Source organism: Shewanella sp. BJSY2023SW005 (assembly GCF_047314585.1).
Taxonomy (GTDB): domain Bacteria; phylum Pseudomonadota; class Gammaproteobacteria; order Enterobacterales; family Shewanellaceae; genus Shewanella; species Shewanella algae.
Window position 1 is genome coordinate 54,405 of sequence record NZ_JBKORJ010000010.1, and the last position, 25,904, is coordinate 80,308.

26 protein-coding genes are annotated in these 25,904 nt (G+C 54.8%); 15 read left to right on the forward strand and 11 right to left on the reverse strand.

The annotated features are described in order from the left end of the window. Position 1: 1 nt before the first annotated feature. Positions 2–1,768 (reverse strand): ABC transporter ATP-binding protein/permease, encoded by a 1,767-nt coding sequence (locus ACMHXI_RS01320; protein ID WP_345874325.1) that lies wholly within the window; start codon positions 1,766–1,768, stop codon positions 2–4. Positions 1,769–1,826: 58 nt separating this feature from the next. Beyond that, a complete protein-coding gene (locus ACMHXI_RS01325; protein ID WP_144131752.1) occupies positions 1,827–4,289 on the reverse strand; it encodes a TonB-dependent receptor plug domain-containing protein in 2,463 nt (820 codons plus the stop codon). A gap of 205 nt (positions 4,290–4,494) precedes the next feature. On the opposite strand from ACMHXI_RS01325, the gene ACMHXI_RS01330 reads away from it, so the two are divergent. The 8 genes from ACMHXI_RS01330 (at position 4,495) to ACMHXI_RS01365 (ending at position 10,679) form a co-directional block, all read left to right on the forward strand. Then, positions 4,495–5,235, forward strand: a complete 741-nt coding sequence (locus tag ACMHXI_RS01330; RefSeq protein WP_144164067.1) for a DUF3450 domain-containing protein — start codon at positions 4,495–4,497, stop codon at positions 5,233–5,235. Further along, positions 5,232–6,560: a MotA/TolQ/ExbB proton channel family protein gene (locus ACMHXI_RS01335; protein WP_144164069.1), complete on the forward strand. Its 1,329-nt coding sequence runs from the start codon at positions 5,232–5,234 to the stop codon at positions 6,558–6,560. The genes ACMHXI_RS01330 and ACMHXI_RS01335 overlap by 4 nt, the downstream gene beginning before the upstream one ends. Next, positions 6,557–7,051: a MotA/TolQ/ExbB proton channel family protein gene (locus ACMHXI_RS01340; protein ID WP_144164071.1), complete on the forward strand. Its 495-nt coding sequence runs from the start codon at positions 6,557–6,559 to the stop codon at positions 7,049–7,051. The genes ACMHXI_RS01335 and ACMHXI_RS01340 overlap by 4 nt, the downstream gene beginning before the upstream one ends. Before the next feature lie 3 nt (positions 7,052–7,054). Further along, positions 7,055–7,462 (forward strand): ExbD/TolR family protein, encoded by a 408-nt coding sequence (locus ACMHXI_RS01345; RefSeq protein ID WP_025011347.1) that lies wholly within the window; start codon positions 7,055–7,057, stop codon positions 7,460–7,462. Then, complete coding sequence (locus ACMHXI_RS01350; protein WP_208165979.1) at positions 7,431–8,090, forward strand: energy transducer TonB; 660 nt, start codon at positions 7,431–7,433, stop codon at positions 8,088–8,090. Before ACMHXI_RS01345 ends, ACMHXI_RS01350 begins: the two co-directional genes overlap by 32 nt. Continuing rightward, a complete protein-coding gene (locus ACMHXI_RS01355; protein WP_342188219.1) occupies positions 8,074–9,270 on the forward strand; it encodes a hypothetical protein in 1,197 nt (398 codons plus the stop codon). The genes ACMHXI_RS01350 and ACMHXI_RS01355 overlap by 17 nt, the downstream gene beginning before the upstream one ends. Before the next feature lie 127 nt (positions 9,271–9,397). After that, a complete protein-coding gene (gene ric, locus ACMHXI_RS01360; RefSeq protein WP_221055537.1) occupies positions 9,398–10,099 on the forward strand; it encodes an iron-sulfur cluster repair di-iron protein in 702 nt (233 codons plus the stop codon). A 64-nt stretch (positions 10,100–10,163) separates the two neighbouring features. Continuing rightward, a complete protein-coding gene (locus tag ACMHXI_RS01365) occupies positions 10,164–10,679 on the forward strand; it encodes a helix-turn-helix domain-containing protein (protein WP_028781403.1) in 516 nt (171 codons plus the stop codon). Here the strand turns inward: ACMHXI_RS01365 and ACMHXI_RS01370 are convergent. From ACMHXI_RS01370 to lptM, 8 genes are all read right to left on the reverse strand, one after another. Then, positions 10,649–11,233, reverse strand: coding sequence for a HupE/UreJ family protein (locus ACMHXI_RS01370; protein WP_208187831.1), 585 nt, complete (start codon positions 11,231–11,233; stop codon positions 10,649–10,651). The genes ACMHXI_RS01365 and ACMHXI_RS01370 overlap by 31 nt on opposite strands. Before the next feature lie 120 nt (positions 11,234–11,353). After that, entirely contained in the window at positions 11,354–11,824 is a 471-nt protein-coding gene (locus ACMHXI_RS01375) for an Sbal_3080 family lipoprotein (protein WP_413733816.1), read from the reverse strand. A 79-nt stretch (positions 11,825–11,903) separates the two neighbouring features. Further along, positions 11,904–12,620: an HAD-IA family hydrolase gene (locus ACMHXI_RS01380; RefSeq protein ID WP_208162726.1), complete on the reverse strand. Its 717-nt coding sequence runs from the start codon at positions 12,618–12,620 to the stop codon at positions 11,904–11,906. Then, positions 12,620–13,516, reverse strand: coding sequence for a tyrosine recombinase XerC (gene xerC / locus ACMHXI_RS01385; protein ID WP_101058346.1), 897 nt, complete (start codon positions 13,514–13,516; stop codon positions 12,620–12,622). Before xerC ends, ACMHXI_RS01380 begins: the two co-directional genes overlap by 1 nt. Further along, a complete protein-coding gene (locus tag ACMHXI_RS01390; RefSeq protein ID WP_025011355.1) occupies positions 13,516–14,151 on the reverse strand; it encodes a DUF484 family protein in 636 nt (211 codons plus the stop codon). The genes xerC and ACMHXI_RS01390 overlap by 1 nt, the downstream gene beginning before the upstream one ends. Next, positions 14,148–14,975, reverse strand: coding sequence for a diaminopimelate epimerase (gene dapF, locus ACMHXI_RS01395; protein WP_093981925.1), 828 nt, complete (start codon positions 14,973–14,975; stop codon positions 14,148–14,150). Before dapF ends, ACMHXI_RS01390 begins: the two co-directional genes overlap by 4 nt. Positions 14,976–15,024: 49 nt before the next feature. Beyond that, positions 15,025–16,269, reverse strand: a complete 1,245-nt coding sequence (lysA, locus tag ACMHXI_RS01400; RefSeq protein WP_219013161.1) for a diaminopimelate decarboxylase — start codon at positions 16,267–16,269, stop codon at positions 15,025–15,027. Then, positions 16,270–16,419 (reverse strand): LPS translocon maturation chaperone LptM, encoded by a 150-nt coding sequence (gene lptM, locus ACMHXI_RS01405; protein ID WP_162887842.1) that lies wholly within the window; start codon positions 16,417–16,419, stop codon positions 16,270–16,272. It abuts the gene before it with no gap. Between the two features lie 80 nt (positions 16,420–16,499). Here lptM and cyaY point away from each other — a divergent pair, with 80 nt between their 5' ends. Continuing rightward, positions 16,500–16,829 carry an iron donor protein CyaY gene (gene cyaY, locus ACMHXI_RS01410; RefSeq protein ID WP_025011356.1) on the forward strand — a complete coding sequence of 110 codons (330 nt, stop codon included), beginning with the start codon at positions 16,500–16,502 and terminating at the stop codon, positions 16,827–16,829. Positions 16,830–16,843: 14 nt separating this feature from the next. On the opposite strand, the gene ACMHXI_RS01415 is transcribed toward cyaY, so the two are convergent. Then, positions 16,844–19,267 (reverse strand): class I adenylate cyclase, encoded by a 2,424-nt coding sequence (locus ACMHXI_RS01415; protein ID WP_144134114.1) that lies wholly within the window; start codon positions 19,265–19,267, stop codon positions 16,844–16,846. Positions 19,268–19,469: 202 nt separating this feature from the next. On the opposite strand from ACMHXI_RS01415, the gene hemC reads away from it, so the two are divergent. From hemC to ACMHXI_RS01445, 6 genes are all read left to right on the forward strand, one after another. Beyond that, the gene (gene hemC / locus ACMHXI_RS01420; RefSeq protein WP_025011358.1) at positions 19,470–20,399 is read left to right on the forward strand and encodes a hydroxymethylbilane synthase; all 930 of its coding nucleotides are present in this window, start codon (positions 19,470–19,472) and stop codon (positions 20,397–20,399) included. A gap of 12 nt (positions 20,400–20,411) precedes the next feature. Beyond that, entirely contained in the window at positions 20,412–21,140 is a 729-nt protein-coding gene (locus ACMHXI_RS01425; protein ID WP_025889834.1) for a uroporphyrinogen-III synthase, read from the forward strand. Positions 21,141–21,192: 52 nt separating this feature from the next. Further along, on the forward strand, positions 21,193–22,302 hold the full coding sequence (locus ACMHXI_RS01430; protein ID WP_052678653.1) for a uroporphyrinogen-III C-methyltransferase: 1,110 nt from the start codon (positions 21,193–21,195) through the stop codon (positions 22,300–22,302). Next, positions 22,299–23,468 (forward strand): heme biosynthesis HemY N-terminal domain-containing protein, encoded by a 1,170-nt coding sequence (locus tag ACMHXI_RS01435; RefSeq protein WP_071238618.1) that lies wholly within the window; start codon positions 22,299–22,301, stop codon positions 23,466–23,468. The genes ACMHXI_RS01430 and ACMHXI_RS01435 overlap by 4 nt, the downstream gene beginning before the upstream one ends. A 275-nt stretch (positions 23,469–23,743) precedes the next feature. Next, the gene (locus ACMHXI_RS01440; protein WP_071238617.1) at positions 23,744–24,565 is read left to right on the forward strand and encodes a retention module-containing protein; all 822 of its coding nucleotides are present in this window, start codon (positions 23,744–23,746) and stop codon (positions 24,563–24,565) included. 2 nt (positions 24,566–24,567) lie between these two features. After that, on the forward strand, positions 24,568–25,904 hold a 1,337-nt coding region (locus tag ACMHXI_RS01445), incomplete at its 3' end, for a VCBS domain-containing protein (protein ID WP_413733821.1).

Sequence of the window (25,904 nt, forward strand, 5' to 3'; positions counted from 1 at the left end):
TTCAGGCCTCCATAAGGCGGGTGATGTTGGCAGGTTGACATTGTTCATCCTGCTCCAGGGAAATAATCTCATCGGCCAGCTGATGCAGTGGCAATTGATGGCTGACCAACACTATGCAGGCCTTGGGCAACTCGGCGCGCAAGAGTTGCAGCAGCGAAGTGGCGGCGGCTATGTCCAGTGCCGAGGTGGTTTCATCCAGCAGGATCAGCTCAGGGGCGTTGAGCAGCAACCGGGCAAACATCACTCTTTGCTGCTCGCCGCCCGATAGCCGCTGCAGCCAGTTGTCTGTGTGTTCGAGCATGCTCTGCAGCTCCCCTAACCCCACCTGCTGCAACACTTGGCAGCAACGCTCATCACTAAACCTCTGGGTGGCAGCCGGATAACAGATGAGCGACTTGAGTGAACCCTCCGGCAGATAAAGGCGCTGGGATATCCAGCAGGGGCTGACCCGAGTCGCCAGCTCCCCGCAATAGCCATCCCAGAAGCCTGCCAGGGTTCGCAGTAAACTGGTTTTACCGATACCGGAGCGGCCGTGCAGTACCAGCAGCTTTCCCGGTGTGAGTGAAAGGCGCAGTCTTTGCAGCAGCGGCCGACCATCCGGCAACAAGAGATCCAGACTGGCCTGCAACAGCGGCACTGCCTGAGGTTCAAGCACATTGACACTTTTATCTGGGACACTATCGGTTGCAGCTGAGGGCTTGGCGGCGACTGCCGCCTCGGGCCGCGGCGTATCGGCAAACAGACTGGCTTCAAAATGACTCAGACGCTCGACCGTAGCGCTCCAGCGCGCCAGGTCTTTATAGGCGTAGATAAACCAGCTGAGGGCACTGGCCACCTGGGTGAAGGCCATCTTTATCTGCATCAAACCGCCGAGCTGAATTGCCCCGGCAAGAAACTTGGGCAGAGCAAAGAATATCGGCGCCAGCATGGTGACCTGGCTGTAACCTGTTGTGAAGAAGGCCAGATTACGCTCCTTGGACATCAAGGCGTACCAGTTACCGGCTACCCGGGAGAAGCTTTGTGCCAGAGCCTGCTGCTCGCAGTCCTCACCTCGCTGACCGGCAATGGCTTCACTGTGGTTACGGCGCTGCACCAGGGCGATACGGAAATCCGCCTCACGCTTTTGCTGCTGAAAGTTAAGCCGATGCAATGGCTTACCCACCTTGTGGGTGATCAGGGTGCCTATCAGGGTGTAGAGCAGGCAGACCCACACCATGTAGCCGGGTATCGTCAACTCGGCATCGCCCAAGGGAATGCTGATCTCGCCGGACAGCGTCCAGAGGATCACCACAAAAGAACCTATGGTGAGTACAGAACGCAAGAAGGACAACAGCAGATCCAGCGAAGTGTCCACCAGCAGGAAAACGTCCTCGGCAATACGTTGATCCGGGTTGTCAGGCTCCTGCTGCCCAAGCTGGATTCGGTAATGGCGACTGTCCGGCGACAGCCAGCGGCTACAGAGATCCCGGGTCATCCATTCACGCCACTGTATGATGAGCTTTTTCTTTAGGTAGTCGGCGTACACCAACACCAGCACCAAGGCGACTATGATCAGCATAAACTGCTGCAACAGGGGATAAATCAGGCTGCCATCCAACTGCTGCAGCGCGTTGAAGAAGTCGCCGTTCCACTGGTTGAGCTGCACGCTGAACCAGACCGAAGAGAGGCTTAAGGTCAACACCACCAGCAGCAATGCCAACGCCGGCAGCCGTTGCCGATTACACCAAAAGGGTTTTATCAAATGCCAGAACATGGCCAGATGTTTCATATCGGAAAATCCATCAATAGCAACGGGCGGCCGCTGGGCCGCCCGCCGAAGAGTCAGCTTAGTATTCGTAGTTCAACTGCAACCAGAACTGACGTCCCGGCTCATAGTTGAAATAGAGCTGATCCTGGTAAACAAAGGAGTCGTTGGCATTTTTGCGGTTGAGCAGGTTGTAGATCTCCACCGACACAGAAGCGCCCTTGGCAAACTCGGGCTGCCATTGCAACTTGGTATCCCAACGGAAGGTCGAGGCGTAGTCTACTTTGGCATACTTAACCAGATCCTTGCCGGTCTCGGGATCGCGGAAATAACCGTTCTGATCGCGACTGGCCTGCTCACGGCTGGAGGTCCAATGCAGCAGGTTATACCAGGTAAGGCCGTAGTCATCGAACTCGTGGGTCAGCTCCAGATCTATCTTCCAGGGCGCATTGAAGTCAGTGGCCGGTAAATCGGCCGCAGCAATGACCTTGCCGTCATACCAAACCTTGTCGGCATCCACATTGAGACCGGATTCGAAATAGCTGTAACCCTGATCTTTTGGGGTGTTGCTCTTGGTTTCCTGCCAGGCGACCGAGAATTTGGCCTGGTGGTTTGCGCCCAAGAATTGAAGGGTTTCCCGATTCATCAGAGTGAAGATCACGCTGTCATGGCTGGTGCTGCCGCTGTTATCGAAGGTTCGAATGGCGCGCTGCTCATAGTCATCAGTGCCGGGATACTTGTAACGACTGCGCACTTCATCACGGCCGTTGCGGTGCACATAGTTCAGCTTCCAGATGCTGTTGCCCCAAATCTGTTGAACACCGGCAGTAAACTCGTCGTTATAGGGCGTTTGCAGGTCTTCCATCCCCTCATAATCCCGGGTCGGCATCCAGTCGTTGTCGGCAGAGTTGGGTTTACAGTCAAAGTAGCAATGCACCAGGCCACCGTTTTGGCCGCTGTAGAGAGCATAAGTCAACATGGAGCGACCATAGTAACGGTTGGCCCCGGCGGTCAGCAGGGTGTTGCCGTCGCCAAACAGGTTCCAGCTGCTGCTGAGTCTCGGAGCCAGATTATTGCGATTGACAAAGCCGTCGTGATCCAGCCGCAGACCAGGCCTGAAGCTGAAATCGCCCCAGTTGATCACATCTTCAACATAGAGGGCGTACTGGCTGTGAGTGCTCTTGTATCGGCCTTCAAGGAAGGCATCGAGACGCAGTTGTGACCAGCCCATCATCTCCAGGCTGCCGTCGTAGTTGTTGCGGTAGTAAGTCTTGTCCCGGTTGAATGCAGCGTCGGTGTAACTGGCTTCGCCCCCCAGGGTAAAGGTGTGGCTCATACCGGCCCATTTGAGGGGATCCCATTTCCACTTCAACTTGGCGGTACTGGTTTCCTGGGTCGAGTCCAGATCGCCCGGGCCTCCGGAGGAGTAGGAACGATTGCTCTGCCAGTCCATCAATTGCACCCAGTAAGTCTGCTCGCCGGCACGCTTGTCTGTCATGCGGTTATAGTTGAGCGACAACTCCAGTGTAGAAGCGTCAAAGCCGTGCTCTATCTCCAGGGTAGAACTGTAGCCCTTGTGTTCATCGCGGTAGTCTGAATTAGCCACCCCGTTGAAGAACATGTCCGCTTCATAGGCCGAATAGGCCAGCGACAGATGCGCCGTGGTGCGTGGTGAAGCGTACCAGGTAAACTTGCTGAACAGATTGTCTGAGGTGCGCCGTTGATGCTTGAGGCCGCCGCCTGTCTTGAAGGCCACCAGCTCACCGTTGGCATCCAGTCCCACTGCGGTAGCAGGTACATTCATCATGGGGATTTTCGACTCACGCCGGGAAACCGAAGCCACAAAACCCAAGTCGTCGGTAATGCCGGTTTCAAAGCTCAGGCCATAGTTGCGCTTGCTGTAATCTGTCTGGAATCTGGCCGGTTGTGACAGGTCATTATTGGCCGAATCAAACTGCAATTTGTCATCTATATGCACCTTGTTCCAACTGGCATCCGTTTGGCGGAAATAGACGCTGGCGGCAGTTTCTCCTTGCCAACTGCGGGTTGTGGCATCCACTACCCCGCCGGTAAAGCCACCGAATTCCACCGGAATATTGGCATCATAAAGGGTCACGCTGTCTATCAGGCGGCTGTCGACATACAAGCCCTGCTCGTCGCTGGACAGACGGGCATTGGTGACCACGCTGCCATCGACCGGATCCAGGTCGTTGTTGATGCTCATGCCATCGAGCAGGAAGGCATTTTGATAGGCATTGCTGCCGTGAATGGAAATGTCGGCGGGTTTGATCTCCCCCTGATTCAGACTGCTGTTGGCGCTGTTGGAAAACTGCACCGCCGGATTGGACCTGAGCAAGTCGGTCAGATTACCGTCACCGGTTGGGCGTTTTTTGATATCTTCCCGGGTCAGGGTTTCATGTTGGGTCAGGCCATTGTCGGCCTGCTCTCTGACGATTATCTCCTGTTGATCAGCCACATCAACCTGTTGCGCCTGAGCTACCGGCATCAATGCCAGACCACAGACTACAGCCGCGTGTTTCTTCATCCTCAATCCCTTTATTGTTAAAAAACAGCGATGCCGGAGTTGAACCCGCACCACTAAAGTGTGAGGTTGGCCAAAATAACTTGATCAAATACAAATGACAATTGTTATCATTACTATTTACTGATAATGTCTCAAATCATGTCAACATTCTGGTGATGATGTGCGCAAAACCACAGCATTCCAGACAAAAAATATTTTCATTCAGATGTTTACTAAAACAGCAGTATCTGTCTTGGCCGCCTGGGTATTACAGGTGGCGGCCACGCCGAGTGACCTCAACGAGATCCACAGGGCCGACCGTCAGGGATTAAAGGCCAGCCAACAAGCCCAGCAAGCCATAGAAAAACTCGATGATGAGCAGCAATCCCTGATCCAGGAAAGCCGCCAACTCAAGCATGAAATCCAACTGGCCAGCCATTACCAAAAGCAGTTGCAACAGCAGATAGGGCAGCTGCAATCTTCTCTGGAGGAGCTGAGCGAGCAGCGCCGGCAACTGCGCCAGACCCGGATGCAGCTGGCCCCGATGATGGACGAAATGCTGCTGTCGCTCACGCAACTGGTGCGGGCCGATCTGCCATTTCAGCAGCAGGAACGGCAGCAGCGTCTCGATAACTTGCAACTCTTGCTGCAAAGCGCCGAATTGAACCAGGGCGAGAAGCTGACCCGGCTGTTGGATGCCTACCAGGTGGAGCTCAGCTACGGCTACAGCGTGGAGAGCTGGCAGGGCAAACTCGGCGACGGTCGGCTGGTGAATTTTCTGCGCGCCGGGCGCCTGGGGTACTTTTTCCTCACCCTGGATGGCAAGGCCGGTGGCTGCTGGCAGGGAGATAATTGGCAGGCGCTGGCGCCTGAGCAGCTTGGCAATGTCGCCGCTGCCATCCGAGTCGCCTCCGGAGAAGGCATACCGGCACTGTTGCAACTGCCTCTGATTACGGAGGCATCATGAGCTTTTTGTCTTCCCTCACTCGCCAGACCATGATGCGTCCCGCATTACTGTGGTCGCTATCGCTGTTGTCGCTCTCATTGTCCCTCCCCTGCCAGGCCGAGAGTCTGCAACAGGTGTTGGAACAGGTTCGCAGTGGCAGTCGCCAGGAACAAGCGGCCGCCGAGCGGCAAGAGAACCTGAGTCGTCAGAGCCTGGAACAGGTGCGCAGCAACCATAAGAAACTGCAGCAGCAACTCACCCGGACTCAGGCAAATAACCTGGAACTTGAAGACCATCTGCTGGCACTGCAGCAAAGCCTCAAGGACAAACAGGCCCAGCTCAACGCCGAGAAAGCCAGTCTCGACGGGGTGTTTCGCGCCATCCAGGAACATGAGCAGTTGCTGCTCACCACAGTGGCGCCCCACAGCCTCTGGCGCCACGACAACAGCGGCCTCGCTGAGATACCCACTGACCAACTTGGCCTGCAGCGACTGCAGGCGCTTTGGACCGCATTGACAGAACAAAGCGTATTGGCAGCCAAACCCATAGTGCAAAGCAGCGAAGGCCTCAATGCCGATGGCACCCCAGTGCTATTGAATGTCACCGAATATGGGCCTTTCAATGCCCTCAGCGATAAAGGCTGGGTACGCTACTTGCCGGCGCAGCAAAGCTGGCAACTGCTGGCTGAGCAGCCAAAGCTATCGCCCACCCAGGGGAGTGTCTGGCTCGACCCCTCGTTTGGCAAGTTGCTGCAACAGGCGGCAAACGGTAACGGCTGGTTCGACAAGCTCAAACCGGCAGGAATAGTCGGCGTCTTTATCGGCCTGATAGCCCTGATAGCCTCAGGCATAGCCCTGAACCGCCTGTGGATACTGCGCCGCGAAAAACGGCGGCTGACCCAACAGCAGGCCAGCCAGCAAGTGCAGAGTGACAATGCCCTCGGACGGGTGATGTTGGCGGCAACCAACTGCTCCGAAGAGCAACTCGAAGCGCGGCTCAACGCCGCCGTACTCAGCGAAGTCCCCCGCCTGACCCGTGGTACTGGCACCCTGGCGGTATTGGCGGGGATCCCGCCGCTGCTGGGGCTTCTGGGTACGGTTGGCGGCATGATTGAAACTTTCGATGTGATCACCCGTTTCGGCAGCAACAACACAGAGCTGCTCTCGGGTGGCATTGCCGAGGCACTGCTGACCACCCAGCTGGGACTGATGACAGCCATTCCGCTGCTGTTGCTGCACTGCGCGGTCAAGAGCCAGAGTCGGCAACTGACCCAGATGCTTGAGCAGGAAGCGGCCGCCCTGGTGGTATTGCAGCGCTTTGGTGACACAGGTAACCCCGGGCAATGAGCACTTTCTATGACTTTATGCTGCAGGCCGGCGTCATTGTTTGGCTGATACTGCTGCTCTCTTGCCTGATGTGGTATCTGCTGCTTAAGGGCTTTAGCCGTATTCGCCGGCTGAGCCCCTGCTGGCTGGATGATGCCCGCCACTTGAATCCCAAGCTAGCGCGCTATGACCTCTGGCAAAAGGCGCAGCTGCAACAGGCCTTTATCAGCCGCGCCGCCCTGAATTTAAGCGGCGGACTCGACTGGATAGATTCACTGATAAAGATACTGCCGCTGCTGGGGCTCTTGGGCACTGTCGATGGGATGATCAGCAGTTTTGCCGAGCTTGGGCAACTCGATGTCCAAAAACAGCTGTCATCCGGGATCAGCTCGGCACTGCTGACCACATTGGCCGGTTTGGTGACCTCCCTGTCCGGGCTCTATCTGGCCTACCAGCTCAAGCAGAGCAATCAGCGGTTGCTGGCGGAGCTACGCCGGACATTTTCGGAGTAAAAGATGCAATTCAAACACACAGATGATCAGGGCACAGAAGCCAATGTCGATCTCACTCCCTTGATTGACGTGGTATTTATCCTGTTGATCTTCTTTATTTTATCGGCGTCATTTCAGAAAACCCAGTCGCTGGAGCTGGAACGCCCCACAGCTCAGGTACAAGACAATCAGGATAAGCGCGCCATCTTAATCAGCATAGACAAACACAATGTGATCTGGCTGGAACAGCAAGCCGTCAAGGCGGTTGAACTACCCGCCCGGCTGAAACACACGCTGGCAAGTTCAGAACAGAGTTCGGCCATTATCGAAGTGGATAAGCATGTCACCAGCGGCAAGCTTATCGAAGTAGTCGACAAAGTACGCATCGCAGGAGTCAATAATGTGGCCGTCGCAACCCAAGACCCCAGCTAGCCAAACAGGACTGATTTTCACCAGTGCCATACTGATCAATTTGGCGTTGGCCAGCCTGATCTATGCCCTGACTCTGAGCCAAAGCACAGCACAGGTTAAACGGGTCACATTGGGCGGAATCTACTTTCCCGAGCGGCAGGATAGCAAACCGCAAGAGCCCTTGCCTGAGGTGCGCCTCAGCTCGGCGCCGCTGACTTCCTCGCCACCACCTCCGCCCATGACACTGGATCTCAGCGCGCTGGATGCCAACACAGGTATTCCTGTGCCAGATCCCCTGTGGCCGACGCCGGATGATATTCAGCAAATCCAGCCACCTACGCTGAATTTCAGTCAAAGCGGCAGCGCTCCCGGCAGTACCATGCAGGCCAGTATCGCCATGGCGCAGGTGGTATTTCAAATGCCGCCCGAATACCCGCTGCAGGCCAAACAGCGGGGCATTGAAGGACAGGTGACCCTGGATTTGGCGATCAACCCAGACGGCAGAGTGGAAGATATCAAGTTGGTGGATGAAACCCCCAGCGGCGTGTTTTACCGCTCGGCTTCCAGAGCCGTGCTCAGGTGGCGCTTTGCGGCGCCCAAGCAGACCCAATGGCAACGGATAGTGATCAGATATGAACTTGAAAAATAGCTTGTTGTTTTGCTGCATTCTGTTCAGCGCGCCGCTGCTGGCGAGCAATGCACTGCAACGTTACCAACAACTGCAGTTTCAATTGCAGCGGGATCCTGCTGCGGCGCTCAAGGCGATTGAAAGCTTTCAGCGTCAGTATGCCGAAGGCAGCGACAGTGAGCAGCAGATGGCGGCCTACCTGCATCTGCAGGCCTGCATCAGTCTCAAGGACTATCAGTGCGCCGCGCAGCAAACCCGGCTGTTGCTGGCTTTACCCGTCACGGCATTGCAGCAACGGGATCTCTATAAGCTGGGTGCCCAGTTGAACTATCAGCAAAGCGAATACCGCCAAAGCCTGGAATACAGTAAGCAGTGGCTGCAACTGGCGGCCAATCTCCAAGAGCAACAACAGGAACAAGAACTTAAACCCGGCGCCACTGAATTTGCCACCATGCACTCGCTGGCCTCCTACGCCGAATTTCAGTTGCAGCACCTGCCAAAGGCCACTGAGCAGATGCGTCTGGCACTGGATTGGGAAGTCACCGAAACCCGGCAACACTTTCTGCAGTCCCTGTATCAAAGGCAGCAGCGTTTGGCGGAAGAAGAGCAACTGTTGAGGCAGATGATCGCCGCCTATCCGGATCGCCCCCTCTATTGGGAACGCCTGGGCCATAACCTGCAGCAACAGGGGCAAGAGCAGGAATCGCTCAATGTCCTCAGCTCGGCCTACAAGGCCGGGCAGTTGCCCACTCGCAGCATTCCACTGCTGGCACAGTTATTGATGCTGCATCAGGCCCCCGGCCGAGCGGCAGATCTGCTGAAGCAACACAGCGAGGCACTGGCACAACACTCCAGCTATAAGCCGCTGTTATCTCAGGCTTATCTGTTGTCGCGTCAAAGAAACAAGGCGCTGAGCCTGCTGCAGAAATCAAGCCAAACCCAAGGACAAAAATCCCTGCCGCTGCGGGCACAATTGGCTTACAGCCTGGGGCAATGGCCACTGGCACAACAACTGTTGTCACAGCTACGGCAGCAAGATGTAGATAACCGCTACTGGCAGCTGTTGCTGGCCCTGAGCCACTACGAAGCCGGGCAGTTACAACAAGCCAAAACCTTGCTTAAAGAGATCAACCAGGGAGAGTACCAGACGACGGCGGCTCAGTGGCTGAATCAGATAAACTACCTCACGGACGACCCCTGAGGCTCTATCAGGTTTGCTGCAAAATGTGATTAACCAAGCAAAAGAGTCAAGTTTTATTGGCCTAAGCTTGGCCAAAATTAAAGATGCCTTTATTATACATGTAAATTGATAATACAGAGAGCATCCTATGTCAGCGCAAATCTCCCTCGAACGCAGAGTCGGCGAACTGGTCGCCGAAGACTTTCGTAACGCCCATGTTTTCAGCCGTTTTGGTATCGACTTTTGCTGTGGCGGTGGCCGTTCACTGGCATCGGCCTGCGAGCGAGCCGGCGCCGAGCCCACCGAGGTGTTGCACGCCCTGAGCCAACTGGCCGCAGAGGGCACGCCGGACGATGCCTTGGCCAAATTGCCACTTGGTGAGCTTATCGACCATATTGAAGCGACCCACCACAAGTACATACGCGATACCGCACCGCTGCTGCTGGAATATGCCCAGAAGATGGTGCGGGCCCACGGTGAGCATTATGAAGAGATCAAACCCTTGGCCGGTTGGATCCGCGCCCTGATGGATGACCTCTTGCCCCACCTGCAAAAAGAGGAACAGATACTGTTTCCGGCCATTCGTGCCCTGAGTCAAGGTCAAGAGTTCAACGCCTGTTTCGGCCATATAGGTAATCCTATCCGGGCAATGGAATATGAGCATGATGAGGCGGGGCAAATTCTGGCCAAGCTGCAGCAGTTGACCAATCACTACCAGGCCCCTGAGCATGCCTGCACTACCTGGCGGGTATGTTATGCCACCCTGGCCGAGTTTGAAGCCGATCTGCACCGCCACATCCACCTGGAAAATAACCTCTTGTTTCCCAAGGCCCTGGCACTGGTGAACTGAGGGCTGTTCAAATCCCGGCTGACTTGCTACAACTGCAGTAACAGCAGTAAACAAGGAGTCAGCCATGCCGGCTACAGGTTTCATTCTGGACGATATTGAAAATCTGCGTGAGTCCGCCGCGGTGGAGTTCAAGCTCGCCGCCGGACGCCATGGCAAGGGTGCGCTGCCGCTGGCACTGTGGGAAAGCTACAGCGCCTTTGCCAATACCAATGGCGGCGAGATCATTCTTGGTGTCAGGGAGGAAAAGGGTGAGTTTTTTATCGAAGGAATAGCCGAACCCAGGCCCCTTATCGATGAAGCCTGGAAGATACTCAACAATTCACAAAAGATCAGCGCCAATATTCTTGGCCCGGCCGACATTCAGCTGATAGAACTGGCCGGTAAGCAGTTGATCCGCTTTCGGGTTCCCCAAGCCGACTACAGTCAGCAGCCCGTCTATCTGGGGACAGAAGCGATTGGTGGCACCTATATCAGGGTCGGAGATGCCGATATGCGCGCCAGTCCGGCGCAGGTGAAACGCATGCTAAGACGCAAACAGAGACACAGTGTTCAAGCCAGCCAGAGTTCCAGAGTCAAATAGCTTCCCACCAGGGCGATAGCCGAGCCCATGAGTTGCACCACACGTTTGCGCTTGCCATCCGGGTTTATCAAACTGCCGATGATCACCCCGGCAACATGAATGGCCGCCGTTCCCAACAAAAAGCCCATGGCATAAATGCTTGGCCTGGCCAACTCAGGCATTTCAACGCCGTGAGCATGACCGTGAAACAAGGCAAAGACGCCGACAAAAGCCATGGCAAAAGAGATGGGCATCTCACGGTTGAGCGCAATGGCAAGCCCCAGCAGCAATACCGACAGGGCAATACCCGATTCAACAAAAGGGAGCGGCATGAGTGACATACCGGCAACCGCGCCCAGGGTCATGAAAAACAGAAATGCCAAAGGTACAGACCAGATGGCACTGCGCCCCAACTGGGTACTGAGAATACCGACACTGAGCATGGCCAACAGATGATCGAACCCCAATACAGGGTGATTGAAACCATCCCAGAAACCACCATCCGCATGCAGCTCGTGTGCTGAGACCGGCAGGCTCAACAGCAACAACAACAGCATGATTATTGGGGATGGCATAGGTTAAACCTCAGAGCACAACGGCAAGGAGCTATACACTAGCACCAAGTCGATGTTAAAAAAATGATAAGAAACTAAAAAAGCGCGCTTTGATGCACGCTTTAATGGTGAGAAATTGTTTCAGGGAGCCAGAGTCAGTGGCTGTGCCCAGGAAACACGCGCCTGTTTCTGTTGGATCAATTGATTGATCAGTTCACGGATCTTAGGTTCGGCATCAATGAACTTGTTCATATTGGCTCCACCCATCCGAGCATCATAGATAGCCTGACCATCGAGTCTACCCTGGTGATACACCTTAATCTCGGCGTATACCATATAAAGCGCCAAGTCCCATGCCCAATTCGCACTGTAGGTTGCAGTCCAATCACATTGATCGGCGGCGTTTAACTCTTGAACCAGTCGATAGCGTATCTGTTTTTCACGCAGCACCTTCTCCACTTCCTGCAAGAAACCTTCCCTGACCTGTGGGTTTTCCAGAATACAGAGGCCTGCATCTTGATGCAGTGCCACAGGATCGACCTGTTGTTTGATGGAGCAAGCACTGAGCCCCAAAAAAGATATAAGCAATAGTATGGCGAGTCGTTTTGTCATTTTCTTCTTATCCATAGAGATGGTTACAGCCCGGCCGGGCGCAGCCAATCTACTCAGAAAACACAAAAACGCAACAAAATCACAATAGAAGTGCCAATTCACTCAGAGAATGGAGCCGAATGTGAGGCAGCAGGGTGTTGGCTGCTCTGCAGTTATCACCGGCAAACGCCGGATTGAGCCAGGCAGCCTGACAGCCGGCCTTACGGGCACCTTCGACATCTGTCAGCGGGTGGTCGCCGACATGCAGCAGCGCCTCAGAGGGTAAAGCCAGGCGCTCGGCGGCCAACTGGAACATATCCCCCCAGGGTTTACGTCTGATACCATTGCCCGGATGCAGCACAAACTCAAACATCTCTCCCAGGCCAATTTTGTCGGCATCCACATTGCCATTGGTGATCCCGACCAGGCGAAAACGCTCAGCCAATTGCGAAAGTAAGGCGAGCACTTCCTGTGACACCTTAAAGTCACTGCGCCGCTCAAGGAACAAGGCCAGACCCGCTTTCGCGCCAAGCTTTGCCTTGTGCTTATCATATCCGAGCATCTCCAACCCGGTTTGCAGCAGCATCAATCTCGCGGCACTGGTGTCATGAGTCAGCTCGGCTTGCTGCAACAAGAGCTGGCGCTTCAACGCCCGCCAGTCTGCGGCCTGCCAGTTGCCGCTCAGTGGGTATTCTTTGGCCAGCCACTCGAGCAATGCGCCTTCGGCAGCGGCGATAATTGGCCGGTTATCATAGAGGGTATCGTCGAGATCAAAACTGATGGCTTTAATAGCGCCGGGGCGAAGAAACACCTGCATCACTTGTCCTTTTTAGCTCTGGGGTGAGCGCCGTCATACACCTTGGCCAGATGTTGAAAGTCCAGACTGGTATATATTTGGGTGGTCGCCAGATTGGCGTGTCCCAGCAGCTCCTGTACCGCCCGCAAGTCGCCGCTGGATTCCAGCATATGAGTCGCGAAGGAATGCCTGAGCTTGTGGGGATGCACCCTGGCGGATAACACCTGCTCCTGCCCCCAGCGCGCCATGCGCGCCTGAATACTGCGATGTGCCAAACGCTTGCCCTTGGCGGTCACGAACAGCGCCTGATCTTCACAGGGAATATCCCGGCGGTAATCCAGCCATTGTTGCAATGCGGCAATGGCGACCGAGCCCACAGGCAGCAGCCGTTCCTTGCCACCTTTACCCATCACCTTGATTTGCTGCTGGGCGAAATCCAGTTGCGGCACATCCAACGAGGCCAACTCGGCCAGACGCAGCCCGGAGGAGTAACACAGCTCCATCATCGCCTTGTCACGGGCACTGAGGGGATCTGTCACCTCAATATCCAGCAGATGACTGATGCTATCGGCGTCGAGATTCTTGGGCAGCGGCTTATTCTGTTTTGGGGCGCTCAGTTGCCGGGCGGGATTACTCTTGACCAGCTCTTCGAGCAGCAGAAATTCGTAGAACTGCTTGACTGCCGACAGGCACAGAGACAAAGAGCGGGGGCTGAGCCCCTGACGATGTAACTTGGCCAACACAGCACTCAACTGGGGATCGGTTACCTGCTCCCAATCAATATCCTGCGGCAGCAGCCCGGCAACCCGTTGCAGTTCGCGCAGATAGTTGCGGGCTGTGTAAGGAGACAGTTGCCGCTCGGCACTGAGATGGCGCTCGAAGCGGCCAAGCCAGGGAGAATCCTGTTTAACGGCCATCAGAGCTTGGGCAGCAGATGGTCCAACAGCTGCCGCAACTGATCCAGCAGCATATTGTCCATCTCCGGATGGAAGTGAGTCACATCGGCACTGGCAATGGCAAAGATCACCTGGCCATTTTGTTCCGACAGTCGTGCCAGGGACACTGAGCCGACTTCAGAGCCGAACAAACGCTTGGACTCCTCCTTGGTCAAGCGACCAAAGTAATAGCCGTGCTGCAGGCGCTTACGCCAGATGGCCGAGAGCTCTGAGTCGATATCATGCACGGTAATCAGGCGGACATGGCTGAAGTTAAAGGCCTCTTTAAGCTCGGCGCACAGCACCTGTCTGAGCTCGCCCATATCTTCGCAATCGAGTAACTTCAATGAAAGCTGAGTGTTGAAGCGGAAGATTTTCTCATTGCGGCTGGCCATGCCAAGCAGCGCGGTGATCTCCTCTTCCAGCTGCTGTACCCGGCTGCGCAGCAGCTCCTGCCGCCGCTCTACCAGAGAAACAGTGCCACGCTCGCCGTGGGGCAGACGCATAGCCAACAGCAGCTCGGGGTGACGGCAGAAAAACTCCGGGTTATCCAACAGATATTCACGGATGATCTGCTCATCAAAAGGTGGATTGAGCTTAGCTTTGGCGTCTGTCATATCTGTATCTGTCCGTCGTATACCTGTTCGGCCGGGCCTGTCATCCACAGCGGCTTGCCCTCACCTTCCCATTTGATTGTCAGGGTGCCGCCGGGCAGGTCGACCTGCACAGTGTTGCCCAGCTTGCCCTGCAATTGGCCAACCACTGCAGCCGCACAGGCACCACTACCACAGGCCAGGGTTTCAGCGGCGCCGCGCTCATAAACCCTGAGCTTGATATGGCCCTTGTTAAGCACCTGCATAAAGCCGACATTGACCCCTTTGGGGAAGCGTTCGTGGTTGGTCAGCTGCGCGCCGATAACATCGACATCTGTGGCAGCCACATCCTCGACTTCCAGCACGCAGTGGGGGTTACCCATGGAAACAGCACCGCAGAGGAAGGTTTGCCCTTCGGTAGGCAAAAGGTAGGTCTTTTCGGCCTTTTTGGCCTTGAAGGGGATCCGCGCCGGATCCAAGATAGGTACGCCCATATTGACGGTGACATTGCCATCGCGCTCCAGTCGCAGGGTCATCTTGCCGGATGAGGTGCTGACCTTGATCTTGTATTTCTGGGTCAGGCCCTTGTTGCGAACAAAGCGGGCAAAGCAGCGGGCGCCGTTGCCACACTGTTCGACCTCGCTGCCATCGGCATTGAAGATACGATAATGAAAGTCCAGATCCGGATCATAGGGCGGCTCGACCAGCAGCAGTTGATCGAAACCGATACCGAAGTTGCGGTCGGCCAGGCGCCGGATCTGCTCCGGCGAAAAGTACACATTCTGAGTCACGCCATCGACGACCATAAAGTCGTTGCCCAGACCATGCATCTTAGTGAAGTGGATCAAGATTACTCCTAGGTTCCAACGCCTACAGCGGGAAAGTACTCACACTAGTTTACGGCAGCAAGTGCTCACCTTGCCACAGTTGTTCCAGCTTTTCCCGTTCACGCACCAGATAATGTTCACTGCCATCGACCATGACTTCAGCCGCTCGCGGACGGGTGTTGTAGTTGGAGGACATCACAAAGCCATAAGCACCGCTGGAACGCACCGCCAGCAGGTCGTGGGCTTGCAGCGCCAAGGCGCGCGATTTACCCAGAAAATCCCCGGTTTCACACACTGGGCCGACTATGTCGTATTCCCGGCTTTCACCCTCTCTTGGCTGCACCGGGATAATCTGCTGCCAGGCACTGTAGAGTGACGGGCGGATAAGGTCATTCATGGCACCGTCCACTATCGCAAAATGCTTGCCGGCATTCTCTTTCTGGAACAATACCTGGGTGACAAAGATCCCGGCATTGGCGGCAATGGCCCTGCCCGGTTCGAAAATTAGCTTCAGTGGTCGTTCACCCAGACGCTCGAGCAATGCGGCGGCATACTTGTCCGGTTGTGGCGGGGTTTCTTCATCATAGGTAACCCCCAGGCCGCCGCCCACGTCAAGATGCTCAATCACTATGCCTTTTTCTGCCAGCCTATCGATCAATGCCAGCATTCTGTCCATGGCATCAAGAAACGGCCTGAGTTCAGTAAGCTGTGAGCCGATATGGCAGTCGGCGCCCTTGATGGTCAGGTGCGGCAAGGATTGCACCTGCAGGAAGGCTTCCTCGGCTTCATCCATGGCGATACCGAACTTGTTTTCTTTCAGGCCGGTAGAGATATAGGGGTGAGTACCGGCATCCACATCCGGGTTGATCCGCAAGGAAACCGGCGCCTGTTTACCCAAAGAGCCAGCCACTTCGTTGAGCAGTTCAAGCTCGGCGCGGGATTCAACATTGAAGCAATATATCCCAAGCTCCAGTGCCAGTTTCATTTCCGCCGCTGTCTTGCCAACACCGGAAAACACCACCTTGGCCGGATCGCCACCTGCGGTGATTACCCGGGTCAGTTCTCCGCCTGAGACAATATCAAAGCCACTGCCAAGGCGCGCCAACACATTGAGCACCGCCAGATTGGAGTTGGCCTTGACCGCATAGCAGATAAGGTGCGGATGAGAGGCCACGGCTCTGTCAAAGGCATGCCAATGGCGCTCCAATGTTGCCCGCGAATAGACATACAAAGGCGTACCATATTGAGCCGCCAAATCGGCAACGGCACAGTCTTCGGCATACAGAGCCTGAGCTTGATACTGAAAATGATCCAATTAGTTTTCCTCTGTCGATTGCTGGGGTTGCTCGGTTTGTTCCGCCTGGGATTGGTTGTCCGGCAGATCCGGGCTCTTGTATAGCGCGCCTTTTTGACCACAACCAAGCAGCAACAGGCTAGCAAGCATCAGGGATAAAAACAGTCTCATTTTACTCAACATCTGGGCAGCAGGATTACATTAGCCTTATAATCGCATTCATCTTGATGAAAGCAAAGGACAGATATTCCATGGCAATGACAGATACCGAATATCATCAGCTCGCCGATGAAATGTTCGACCGGATAGAAACCGCAATTGAGAATGCAATCGATGAGCAGGATGCCGATGTTGATATCGACGCTTCAGGCAACGTGCTGCAACTCGAGTTCGCCGACAGCTCCAAAATCGTGATCAACAAGCAGGAGCCGCTGCACCAGATCTGGGTAGCAACCCGTTTCGGTGGTTATCACTTTGGCTATGTCGACGGTAAATGGATAGATGAGCGCAATGGCGGCGAGTTTATGCCCTTCGTCAGAGAGTCCATCAGCCGCCAGGGCGGAATAGAGCTGTCGTTCTGATGATTTAGGGGCGGTCAGAACTCTGTCTGCGCCGCCCTTGCCGTGACCCCGAAAGGCACCACATCCAGATTACCGCTCTGGCGCACCAGGCGGAAAAACTGCGGAAAGTTGAAGTGATTTTTAAGGCTCAGGACTTCGCCAAAGGCGTAATGCTGGGTAACAGTATTCACCAATTCACTGACATCCGGATTGCTGTGCACATAGTGGCTCAAGCCATTTCCTTCATCCAGTACGAACACATCCAACTCGTCTTCCCGGCTGCGCAGAAAATACTGTATCACCCCTTTCACCGCATAATTTTGGATAACCTCAGGCACCTTGACCCAAGGGTCACCGGCAAGCTCGGGTCTTGGCAAACTCTGTAACTCGCCCCTGGCCAACTGACGATAGAGGGACTTCACATCGCTGAGATCCCGGTAACTCATGCCCTTGGCATCGAAAAACAGGCCATATTTCTTTTCACCCAGTTGCAGTGGCTGCACCAAGGTCTTTGACGGACAGGCATCTTTTATCAGTCGGTGCACCTGCTTGAGAATATCCACGACAGTTTGTTCCAGCTGGGACTGCAGCTTTTGCGAAGCACTGACGACATCGAAGGCCACCTGTTGTGGCGCTCTTCTCATACCTGGAGTGGCAAAGGCGATGGCCTCCAATAGCGCCTGCTCACCGACAAAGCTGTGACAATGCCATTCCCCCCAGGAGTTGAGGCTCATCAGTTGCACCGACCCCAGCAAACTGGCTGCCGGTTTTCCTGTCGCCAGCAGGTTGCTGCCCATGAGTTCCAGCATCAAGGTCTGGCCCTGCCAATGCTCGCTGGGGTCCTGCTCCAGATTGAGGATCCACACCAACTTGCGATAGTGCCAAGGCTGGCACAGATCCAGTTTCGACACCCGCCACTTCTTGTCTTCGGTATAAGGCAGTAGCCGTTCGGCCACCTGGTTAAGACGCCGGCACCGCAGACGACCCGCGCCGTATTCAAACCAGCGGCTATTGACAGTGGCCACCCCATTGAGACAAGCCCAAATCATCAAGGAGGCGGCATTATCTGCCTGATAGATGGCCACTTCGCCCATAAACTGCCGCGGCTCAGGTGACAGACGATACAGATGACAGCGACCATCCTGCTCGCTGCGGACTATAGTCAGATTCGGCTCTGCCAGCGACTGACTCCAAAGCCGGTTGAGCCGCAGGATCTGCTGCTTGTCCTCACTGAAATAGGTGTGCAGCTTACGGGTCAGCAGCCCCAAATCTTCCACTTTAAAGTACTCGCTCAGCCTGTGGGTCGAAGCGAAATGCAGCAGGGTCTGGTAGCTGGCCAACATCAACTCGTTGAGCTGGGCGTTGAACCACTGCAACTGGCCACTGTGCCAGTGTTCACAATCATCCAGGGTGGTCAGCAGGCTCTGGGGCCATTCCCACTGTTCAACCAACTGCTTGAGCTTGTGGTAGCGCCAATCGTGACACTGCTCGACATCACTGAGCCTGATACCACATTTGAGGTAAAAGCAGCGGCGCACTATCTCCAGCCGACGCTCGTCTCCCACTTTAAGCAGATAAGATTCGATATATTGATACAGGAGCAGATAGGCATCGTTGGCGTTGGAAAAGTCACCGGCCAGAGTTCTCAACCACACCCATTCGCTGACCAGATTGGTTTGTGGATAATTACTGGCATAGGCTTCCAGCAGCAGCACCTTGAGCAGGGCCTTGTGCGGCTTGTCCAGACCTTTATAGAGCTGCCATAAAGAGGCACCAAAATACTCATTGGCCGGCAGTTGGTGCACATCACCAAGGAACAGAAAGTCATTACAGGGTTGGGCATTGGGCCACCAGGCGACTGTCTTGCCGGCCAGGCGGATATGGCTGCGATAGAACTCTTCCAACAGCAACCAATGCTGGGCGCTGCCGCTGTGTTCATGCCCCAATAGCTCCCATTCGGCGTCCTGATAGCAAGTGTCATCACGGCAAAACTGCCGCGGGTGTACCAGATAAAAGTTCACCTCGAATTGAAAGCCGGCAAACCAGCGGGTGAGTTTTAGGCTCTTCTCCCGCAGCAGTTCCACTTCCTCCTGGGTTAGCCCGGCGTCATAGACCAACCAGACATCTACATCACTCTTGGGGTTCTGGCCAAAACTGGCGGTGCTGCCCATTACGTAAACCCCTTCCAGTACAGGACTGGCATGCTGTGAGTCTTCGAGCAGTGGCAACTTGAGAGTAGCGAGCGATTCTTTGAGCTCGACTGAGTGTTGGAACCCCTTGATACCGCAGGGCGTCATGGGGCCGTTGTATCCAGGCAAACGGTTGTGATGCTGATGCAACAACAGAGGGATCAGGTTAAACAGATGCCTTTGCAGTGGGGAAAACAGCGCCTGAGCACGGGCCAAACGCACTCGATTGAGGCGCTCGGCGTATTCGGCGTATTGTCGCTGACGCTCGATCATCCGAATTTCACTATCCCTGAACCAGTTAGATGATCATGCTAACACTTTTAAGGTAGCAGGCAAGTAATGAGATCAAGATCACACTATTTGGCGAAAATTTAACGTGCCCACTTCAAAGATTGAGCAGCGTTCGGTGCCATTCTCCAATAGGCAATGTTAGCATTGGCGCATTTAACGTACTCTCACGGAAAAGATTGGCATGTCAGAAAATCGCATTCGCATAGCAACACGTAAAAGCCCTCTCGCCATGTGGCAGGCAGAATTTGTCAAAGCCGAGCTGGAACGCATTCACCCCGGGCTGACAGTAGAACTGCTGCCAATGAGCACCAAGGGTGATGTCATCCTGGATACTCCTCTGGCCAAAGTGGGCGGCAAGGGGCTGTTCGTTAAAGAGCTGGAAGTCGCCATGCTGGAAGACCAGGCGGATATCGCCGTGCATTCCATGAAAGATGTGCCGGTTGAGTTTCCCGAAGGGCTGGGGCTGGAAGTGATCTGCGAACGTGAAGATCCCCGTGATGCCTTCGTTTCCAACAGCTACAAGAGTATAGATGAACTGCCTCAAGGCGCGGTTGTGGGTACTTCAAGTCTGCGTCGTCAGTGTCAGCTCAGAGCCCGTCGCCCGGACCTTATCATCAAAGATCTGCGCGGCAACGTGGGAACCCGTCTGGGTAAACTGGATGCCGGTGAATATGATGCCATCATTCTGGCTGCTGCCGGGCTTATTCGCTTGAAATTATCAGAGCGTATCGCCAGCTTTATCAGCGCCGAAGAATCATTGCCGGCCAACGGCCAAGGCGCTGTGGGCATCGAATGTCGCACCGACGATGAGCGGGTAAAAGCCTTGTTGGCACCGCTTGAGCATAAAGAAACCCGCTATCGCGTACTGGCAGAACGGGCAATGAACACACGTTTGGAAGGGGGTTGCCAGGTCCCCATTGGTGCCTATGCCGAAATCCAGGGCGAACAGCTGAGCCTCAGAGGCTTGGTAGGTAATCCGGATGGCTCCGAGGTGATCACAGGTCAAGTCAGCGGTCACCAAGACGAGGCCGTAGCCCTGGGTAACGCCCTGGCAGAAGAACTGCTGAGCAAAGGCGCCAAAACCATATTGGATGCCGTTTACGGCAAATAACAAGGCGGCACCATGAGAGTGTTGTTGACGCGCCCCGAGGGGCGCAATCACGCCATGGAACAGGCGCTGACAGAAAGGGGCATACCTTTTATGGTGACCCCTCTCTTGGCTGTTGAGGCCATGGAGGATAAAGGTATTTCCCCTGCCGAGGTCCTTGATGCCGACATTATTGTGTTTGTCAGCACCAATGCGGTGCATTTCGGTACTCAGGCACTCAATGCTCCCTGGCCGTCACATATTCAATATTTTGCCGTCGGCGAAGCCACTTTCGAGGCCTTTGCACAGTATGGCATCCGGGGCCATAAAGCGCCGGATGACAATCAACAGACTGAAGGCCTGTTAACCCTGCCGGGTTTGCAACCCGAAGCGGTAAAACACAAGAAAGTGGTCATTATTCGCGGCAACGGTGGCCGGGAAGTACTGGGACAAACACTCCAGCAATATGGGGCGTCGGTTCAATTCTGGGAAGTCTACCGCCGCACTTGTCCTGCCTATGATGCAGTACAACTGGTCAAGGAATGGCAAGACTTCGGAATAGACACCATAGTACTCAGCAGCGCCGAGAGCCTGATGAACCTTATCCGACTGCTGCCAAAAGAGTATTTTGCTTGGCTGCAAGCATGTCATATTATAGTTCCCAGTATTCGGGTGGTAGATAAGGCCGTGGTCGCCGGATTAACTCAAGTGACCGATGCCACGGCAGCCAACAGTAAAGCCGTACTCAAGGCATTAAGGCTCTAGTTTTCCCCCCTCCCGATTTCCAGCCCTATTGTCGCGTTAAAGGACTGCATTAATGGATAACAGTAAGCCAGAAGTCGGGAGCGATACCCCCGCACTGCCTACCCAACCCTTGGGTACCACAGAGCAAGAAACCCCAGCGGCGACAGCCAAGCGCAGCTCATGGCCCCTGAGACTGACGCTGCTATTGAGCCTGTTGCTGGCACTGCTGGCCTGCGCCATAGGTGCTTATCTCTTTTGGCAACTGCAGCAACAGCAAGCCGCCAATGCGCAACTGGCAACCACTCTAGAACAAGTCAAACAAGCTCCAGAGGCCAGATTGCAGGCACTGGAACAGCAACTGAGAAGCGACCGGCAGCAAAATCAACAGCAGCAAGGTGCCATAGAACAACTGAGCGATGCCCAGCAGCAGATGCAAACCCGCATCGCCACTCTGGCACAGCGTAACCCCAACCATTGGATGGCGGCAGAAGCCGAATATCTGGTGCGGATGGCGGGACGTAAACTGTGGCTGGAGAAAGATCCGCAAACGGCAACCGGCCTGTTACAGGCTGCCGATGAGCGAATTGCTGCCATGCAGGAGCCTTCACTCATGCCTCTGCGTCGTGCCCTCGCCAACGATATGGCGGCGGTCAGCGCCATCAAGAATACCGATATCGCAGGTACAGTGTTCACCCTCGATGGCATTATCACCAAGTTGGACAAGTTGCCACTCAATCGTGTCGGCAGCCAGCAAATGGAGCCAGAAGCAGAAAACAAGATGTCTGACTCCATAGGTGATTGGCAGAGCAACCTGTCCAAGACCTGGAGCGCACTGAAGGAAGATTTCTTCACTATTCGCAAGATAAGCTCAGATATCACTCCGCTGCTGTCTCCCCAGCAGGAATGGTATTTATTCGAGAATATCCGCAATAAGCTGCTGCAGTCGCAACTGGCCCTCTATCAATATGATGAGCTCAACTACCGCCAGTCATTGGCCATGGCCCGCAAGTGGATCCAGCAATATTTCGATCTCGACGATCCACGCACTGAAGAAGTACTGACTGCAATCAATGCTTTGTCCAGTCTGCAACTGGATCCCATCAATCTGACAAAATTTGAATCCAGCGCTCAACTCAAACAGTTGGTCACCTATGGCGAACTCATGCCGGGGGCTGAACTATGATAAGAGTACTCATCTATCTGGTGATTATTCTGGCTGGTGCCTGTCTGAGTCCGCTTTTTGCCGGCAAAACAGGCTATGTCTATATCGCCTTTCTGGACTGGCAGCTGGAAACCAATCTGCTGTTTGCCGTTATGGCACTCATCATCTTCTTTGCTCTACTGCAGTTACTGGAATGGCTACTGGTCACTGTGCTGAATCTGGTATTAAGCAGTCGTTACCTGCCGCGGCGCTGGCGCCGCAATGCCGCCCGCAAGTACACGCTCACCGGCGCACTGGCGTTGGCAGAAGAGGATTGGCCAGCGGCCGAAAAAGCGATGCAAAAAGGCGCCGAAGCCGGTGAACTGCCGGCTCTCAATTATCTGGCTGCCGCCAGAGCGGCCCAAAGACAGTTCAAGAATGAAGAGCGGGACGACTACCTGAATAAGGCCGCCCTGTTGCCACTGGCGACCCAGGCGGTAACCACCACCAGAGTGCGCTACTACATGCAGCAAGGCGAGCTGGAAAAGGCCCGCGAGCAGCTGGACAAACTGCAACCCAGCAGCAAGAGCAAGGCTCCGGTACTGCAACTGGCACTGGAGCTTTACCAGAGCCAGCTTGACTGGCAGGCTCTGAAACTGTTACTGCCGGCGCTGCGCAAAAAGCAGATCCTGGATAATGAGGAATACGAGCTCCTGAACCAGAGGGTAAATAATGCTTTGTTGGCCCAGGCAGCCCTTCGCAGCGAGCAGGAACTGGAAAAGTGTTGGCACTGGCTTAGTCGCCAGGAACGCAGCCAACAAGCCAATATGGCACAATATGCCTTGGGGCTTGCCGGCTTCAACCGCCGTGACGAAGCCCTGAAACTACTGAACAAGGCGCTAAAGAAGGAACCTTGCGCCTCTGTACTTGAAGTTTTGCCGAAGATTTTTGAAGCCCAGGACAGTGAAACCCTGAAACTGCTGAAGAACTTGGAACCCAAGCTAGAGAACCATGCCGACTACCAACACTGCATGGCCCAAATTCATGAACTCTGCCGTGAATTCAGTCTGGCCCGAGCCGCATGGGAACGCTTGTGTCACTTACTGCCCCGTAAGGAATACTGGTTGGCCTTGGCCAGACTTCAAGAGCAGTTGGCCGATCATCAAGGGGCTTTCAATAGCTACAAGCAAGCCGCCAAGAGCGACTAATCGCTAGACCTTTTCGTAATAAAAAAGCCACTTATTTAGTGGCTTTTTTATTAGCCATCACAAGATTATCTGCACGCATACCGTAACCGCATGAATGCGAGATAGATTCTCCAAAGCGGACAAATTGTCTCTCAACAACATTCCAACCGCGATCAGTGTCACACATTTGACAGCCTCAGTTTCAACCTCAGACTTAATAATTAATACCTTTAGCTGACGCTCGTGGGCACAGAGTGACCTTGCCGTCAGTATTTGCGTGCAAAGGAGTATGAGTTATGGGCGTCGCAATCAGTAAGCAAGACGCGGTTGTCACCAATTTGGTTGGGCAACTCAAGGCCAAGGACGAAAATGGCAATATCCGCGATTTGAGTATCGGGGATCTCATCCGCAATGGTGAAGAGATCATCTTCACCGCAAACGATACCTTCACTATCGAATATGCCGATGGTACAAGGCTGACAGAGCAAAATGCACAGCCCAGCGCTCAACCTCAGCCGGATAGCGCGGCCGCAGATGTCGCCCAATTCGCCAACAGTGGAGTCGATGCCGAGATAGCCGCACTGCAGGCTCAGATACTTGCTGGTGACGACCCTACCGCAAATCTGCCTGCTACCGCAGCCGGGGCCGGAACAGCCGGTAACCAAGGTGATTTCGGCTATGTTGCCGTAGACAGAGACGGATCTGAGTTATTGGCCAGCGCAGGCTACGACACCAGTGGCTTTGACCAAACCGCCATTACCACTCAAGAAGAAATACTGCTTGAGGACCTTCCCCTGACAGGCCCCACGCTCAATAGCGGCGCTGCCACACTCTCAGATGCCAACCTGCCAACAGGAACCACTCCATCACCCACAGCCTTGACCCAAACCGGTAACTTGAGCTTTAGTGCCGCGGCCGGCGTGGCAAGCTTGACCCTGGATGGGGTTTCCATTGTCTCAGGCGGAGTTTTTAATGGCCCTGTCAGTATCAATACCGAATACGGCGTGCTCACCATCAACGCCGTTGACCTGATAAACGGCAATATCAGCTACAGCTTTACCCTCAATTCCGCGGTTGACCACAGTTCAAGTGATGACTTCTCCCGGCTTTCAACCTGATATTGACCGATCTAGAAGGAAACAGTGTCGGTAATACCCTTACCATCTCGGTACTGGATGACGCTCCAAGCGGTCAGGACGACATCAACAGTGTAGATGAAGACTCACTACTGGCCATTAGCGGCAATCTGCTCGACAACGATGTTCAGGGCGGCGATACCGCACAGGTAACAGCCGCTGGCAGTGGCGGCAACCTTGATAATGCCGTATCCAATCAAAGCCAGGTTTCAGGCAGCTACGGCCTGCTGACCCTCAATGCCGATGGCAGTTACAACTATCAAATCAATTCTGCAGCACAAGCTGTTCAGGCGCTCGCTCAGGGAGAATCCCTGACGGAAGTCTTCTCTTATCTGCTGACCGATGCCGATGGTGATACCAGCGTCCAGACCTTGACTATCACTATCACTGGCACCAACGATGTGCCCGTGATCAGCACACCCCAGCCGGGTGAGGCCGATGGTGCTGTGCGAGAAGCCGGCCAGTTCGATGACGGCAGCATAGACCCAGGTACCCCGGGTGTCAGTGGCCAACTCAGCGCCAGCGATGTGGACAACGGTGCCGTGCTTATTTGGTCCGGCAGTGCCGACAGCCCACTTGGCAGCTTCAGCATAGATGCCGCCACCGGCGCCTGGAATTATCAGCTCGATAACGCTGCAGCCGAAGGCCTGCTGGAAGGCGAAATTCGCACCGAAACCTTCTCTGTTACTGTAACTGATGAGTTTGGCGCCAGCGCCGAGCAACTGGTCACTATTACCATCATAGGCACCAATGACGCCCCTATTCTCAGCGCTGACGCAAGTGGCGCCGTCATTGAAGATCTTGATGTCATCAATGGTATGCTCAGCGACAGCGGCTGCCTGAGCTTCACCGATGTCGACATCAACGACAGCCACAGTGTCAGCAGCAGCTACAATGGCGATGCGAGCTGGAGCGGCGGTGCCCTGGAGCAAGCCACCCAGGATGCGCTGGTGGCCGGCTTTAGCGCCGACAACTCCGGCTGGAGCTATGACATCGCCAACAGCCTGGTGCAGTTCCTCGCCGTCGGCGAAACCATCACCTTGAGCTTCACACTAACAGTCACCGATGCCTTTGGCGCCAGTGATTCACAACCCGTCACTCTGACCATCACCGGCACCAATGATGCGCCAGTGCTGAGCATCGATATGAGCGGCGCGGTCACCGAGGATGTTGATGTTATCAACGGCATGCTCAGCGACAGCGGCGATTTGAGCTTCACCGATGTTGACATCAACGACAGCCACAGCGTCGGCAGCAGCTATAACGGCGATGTACTCTGGAGCGGCGGCGCCCTGGATCAAGCCACCCAGGATGCGCTGGC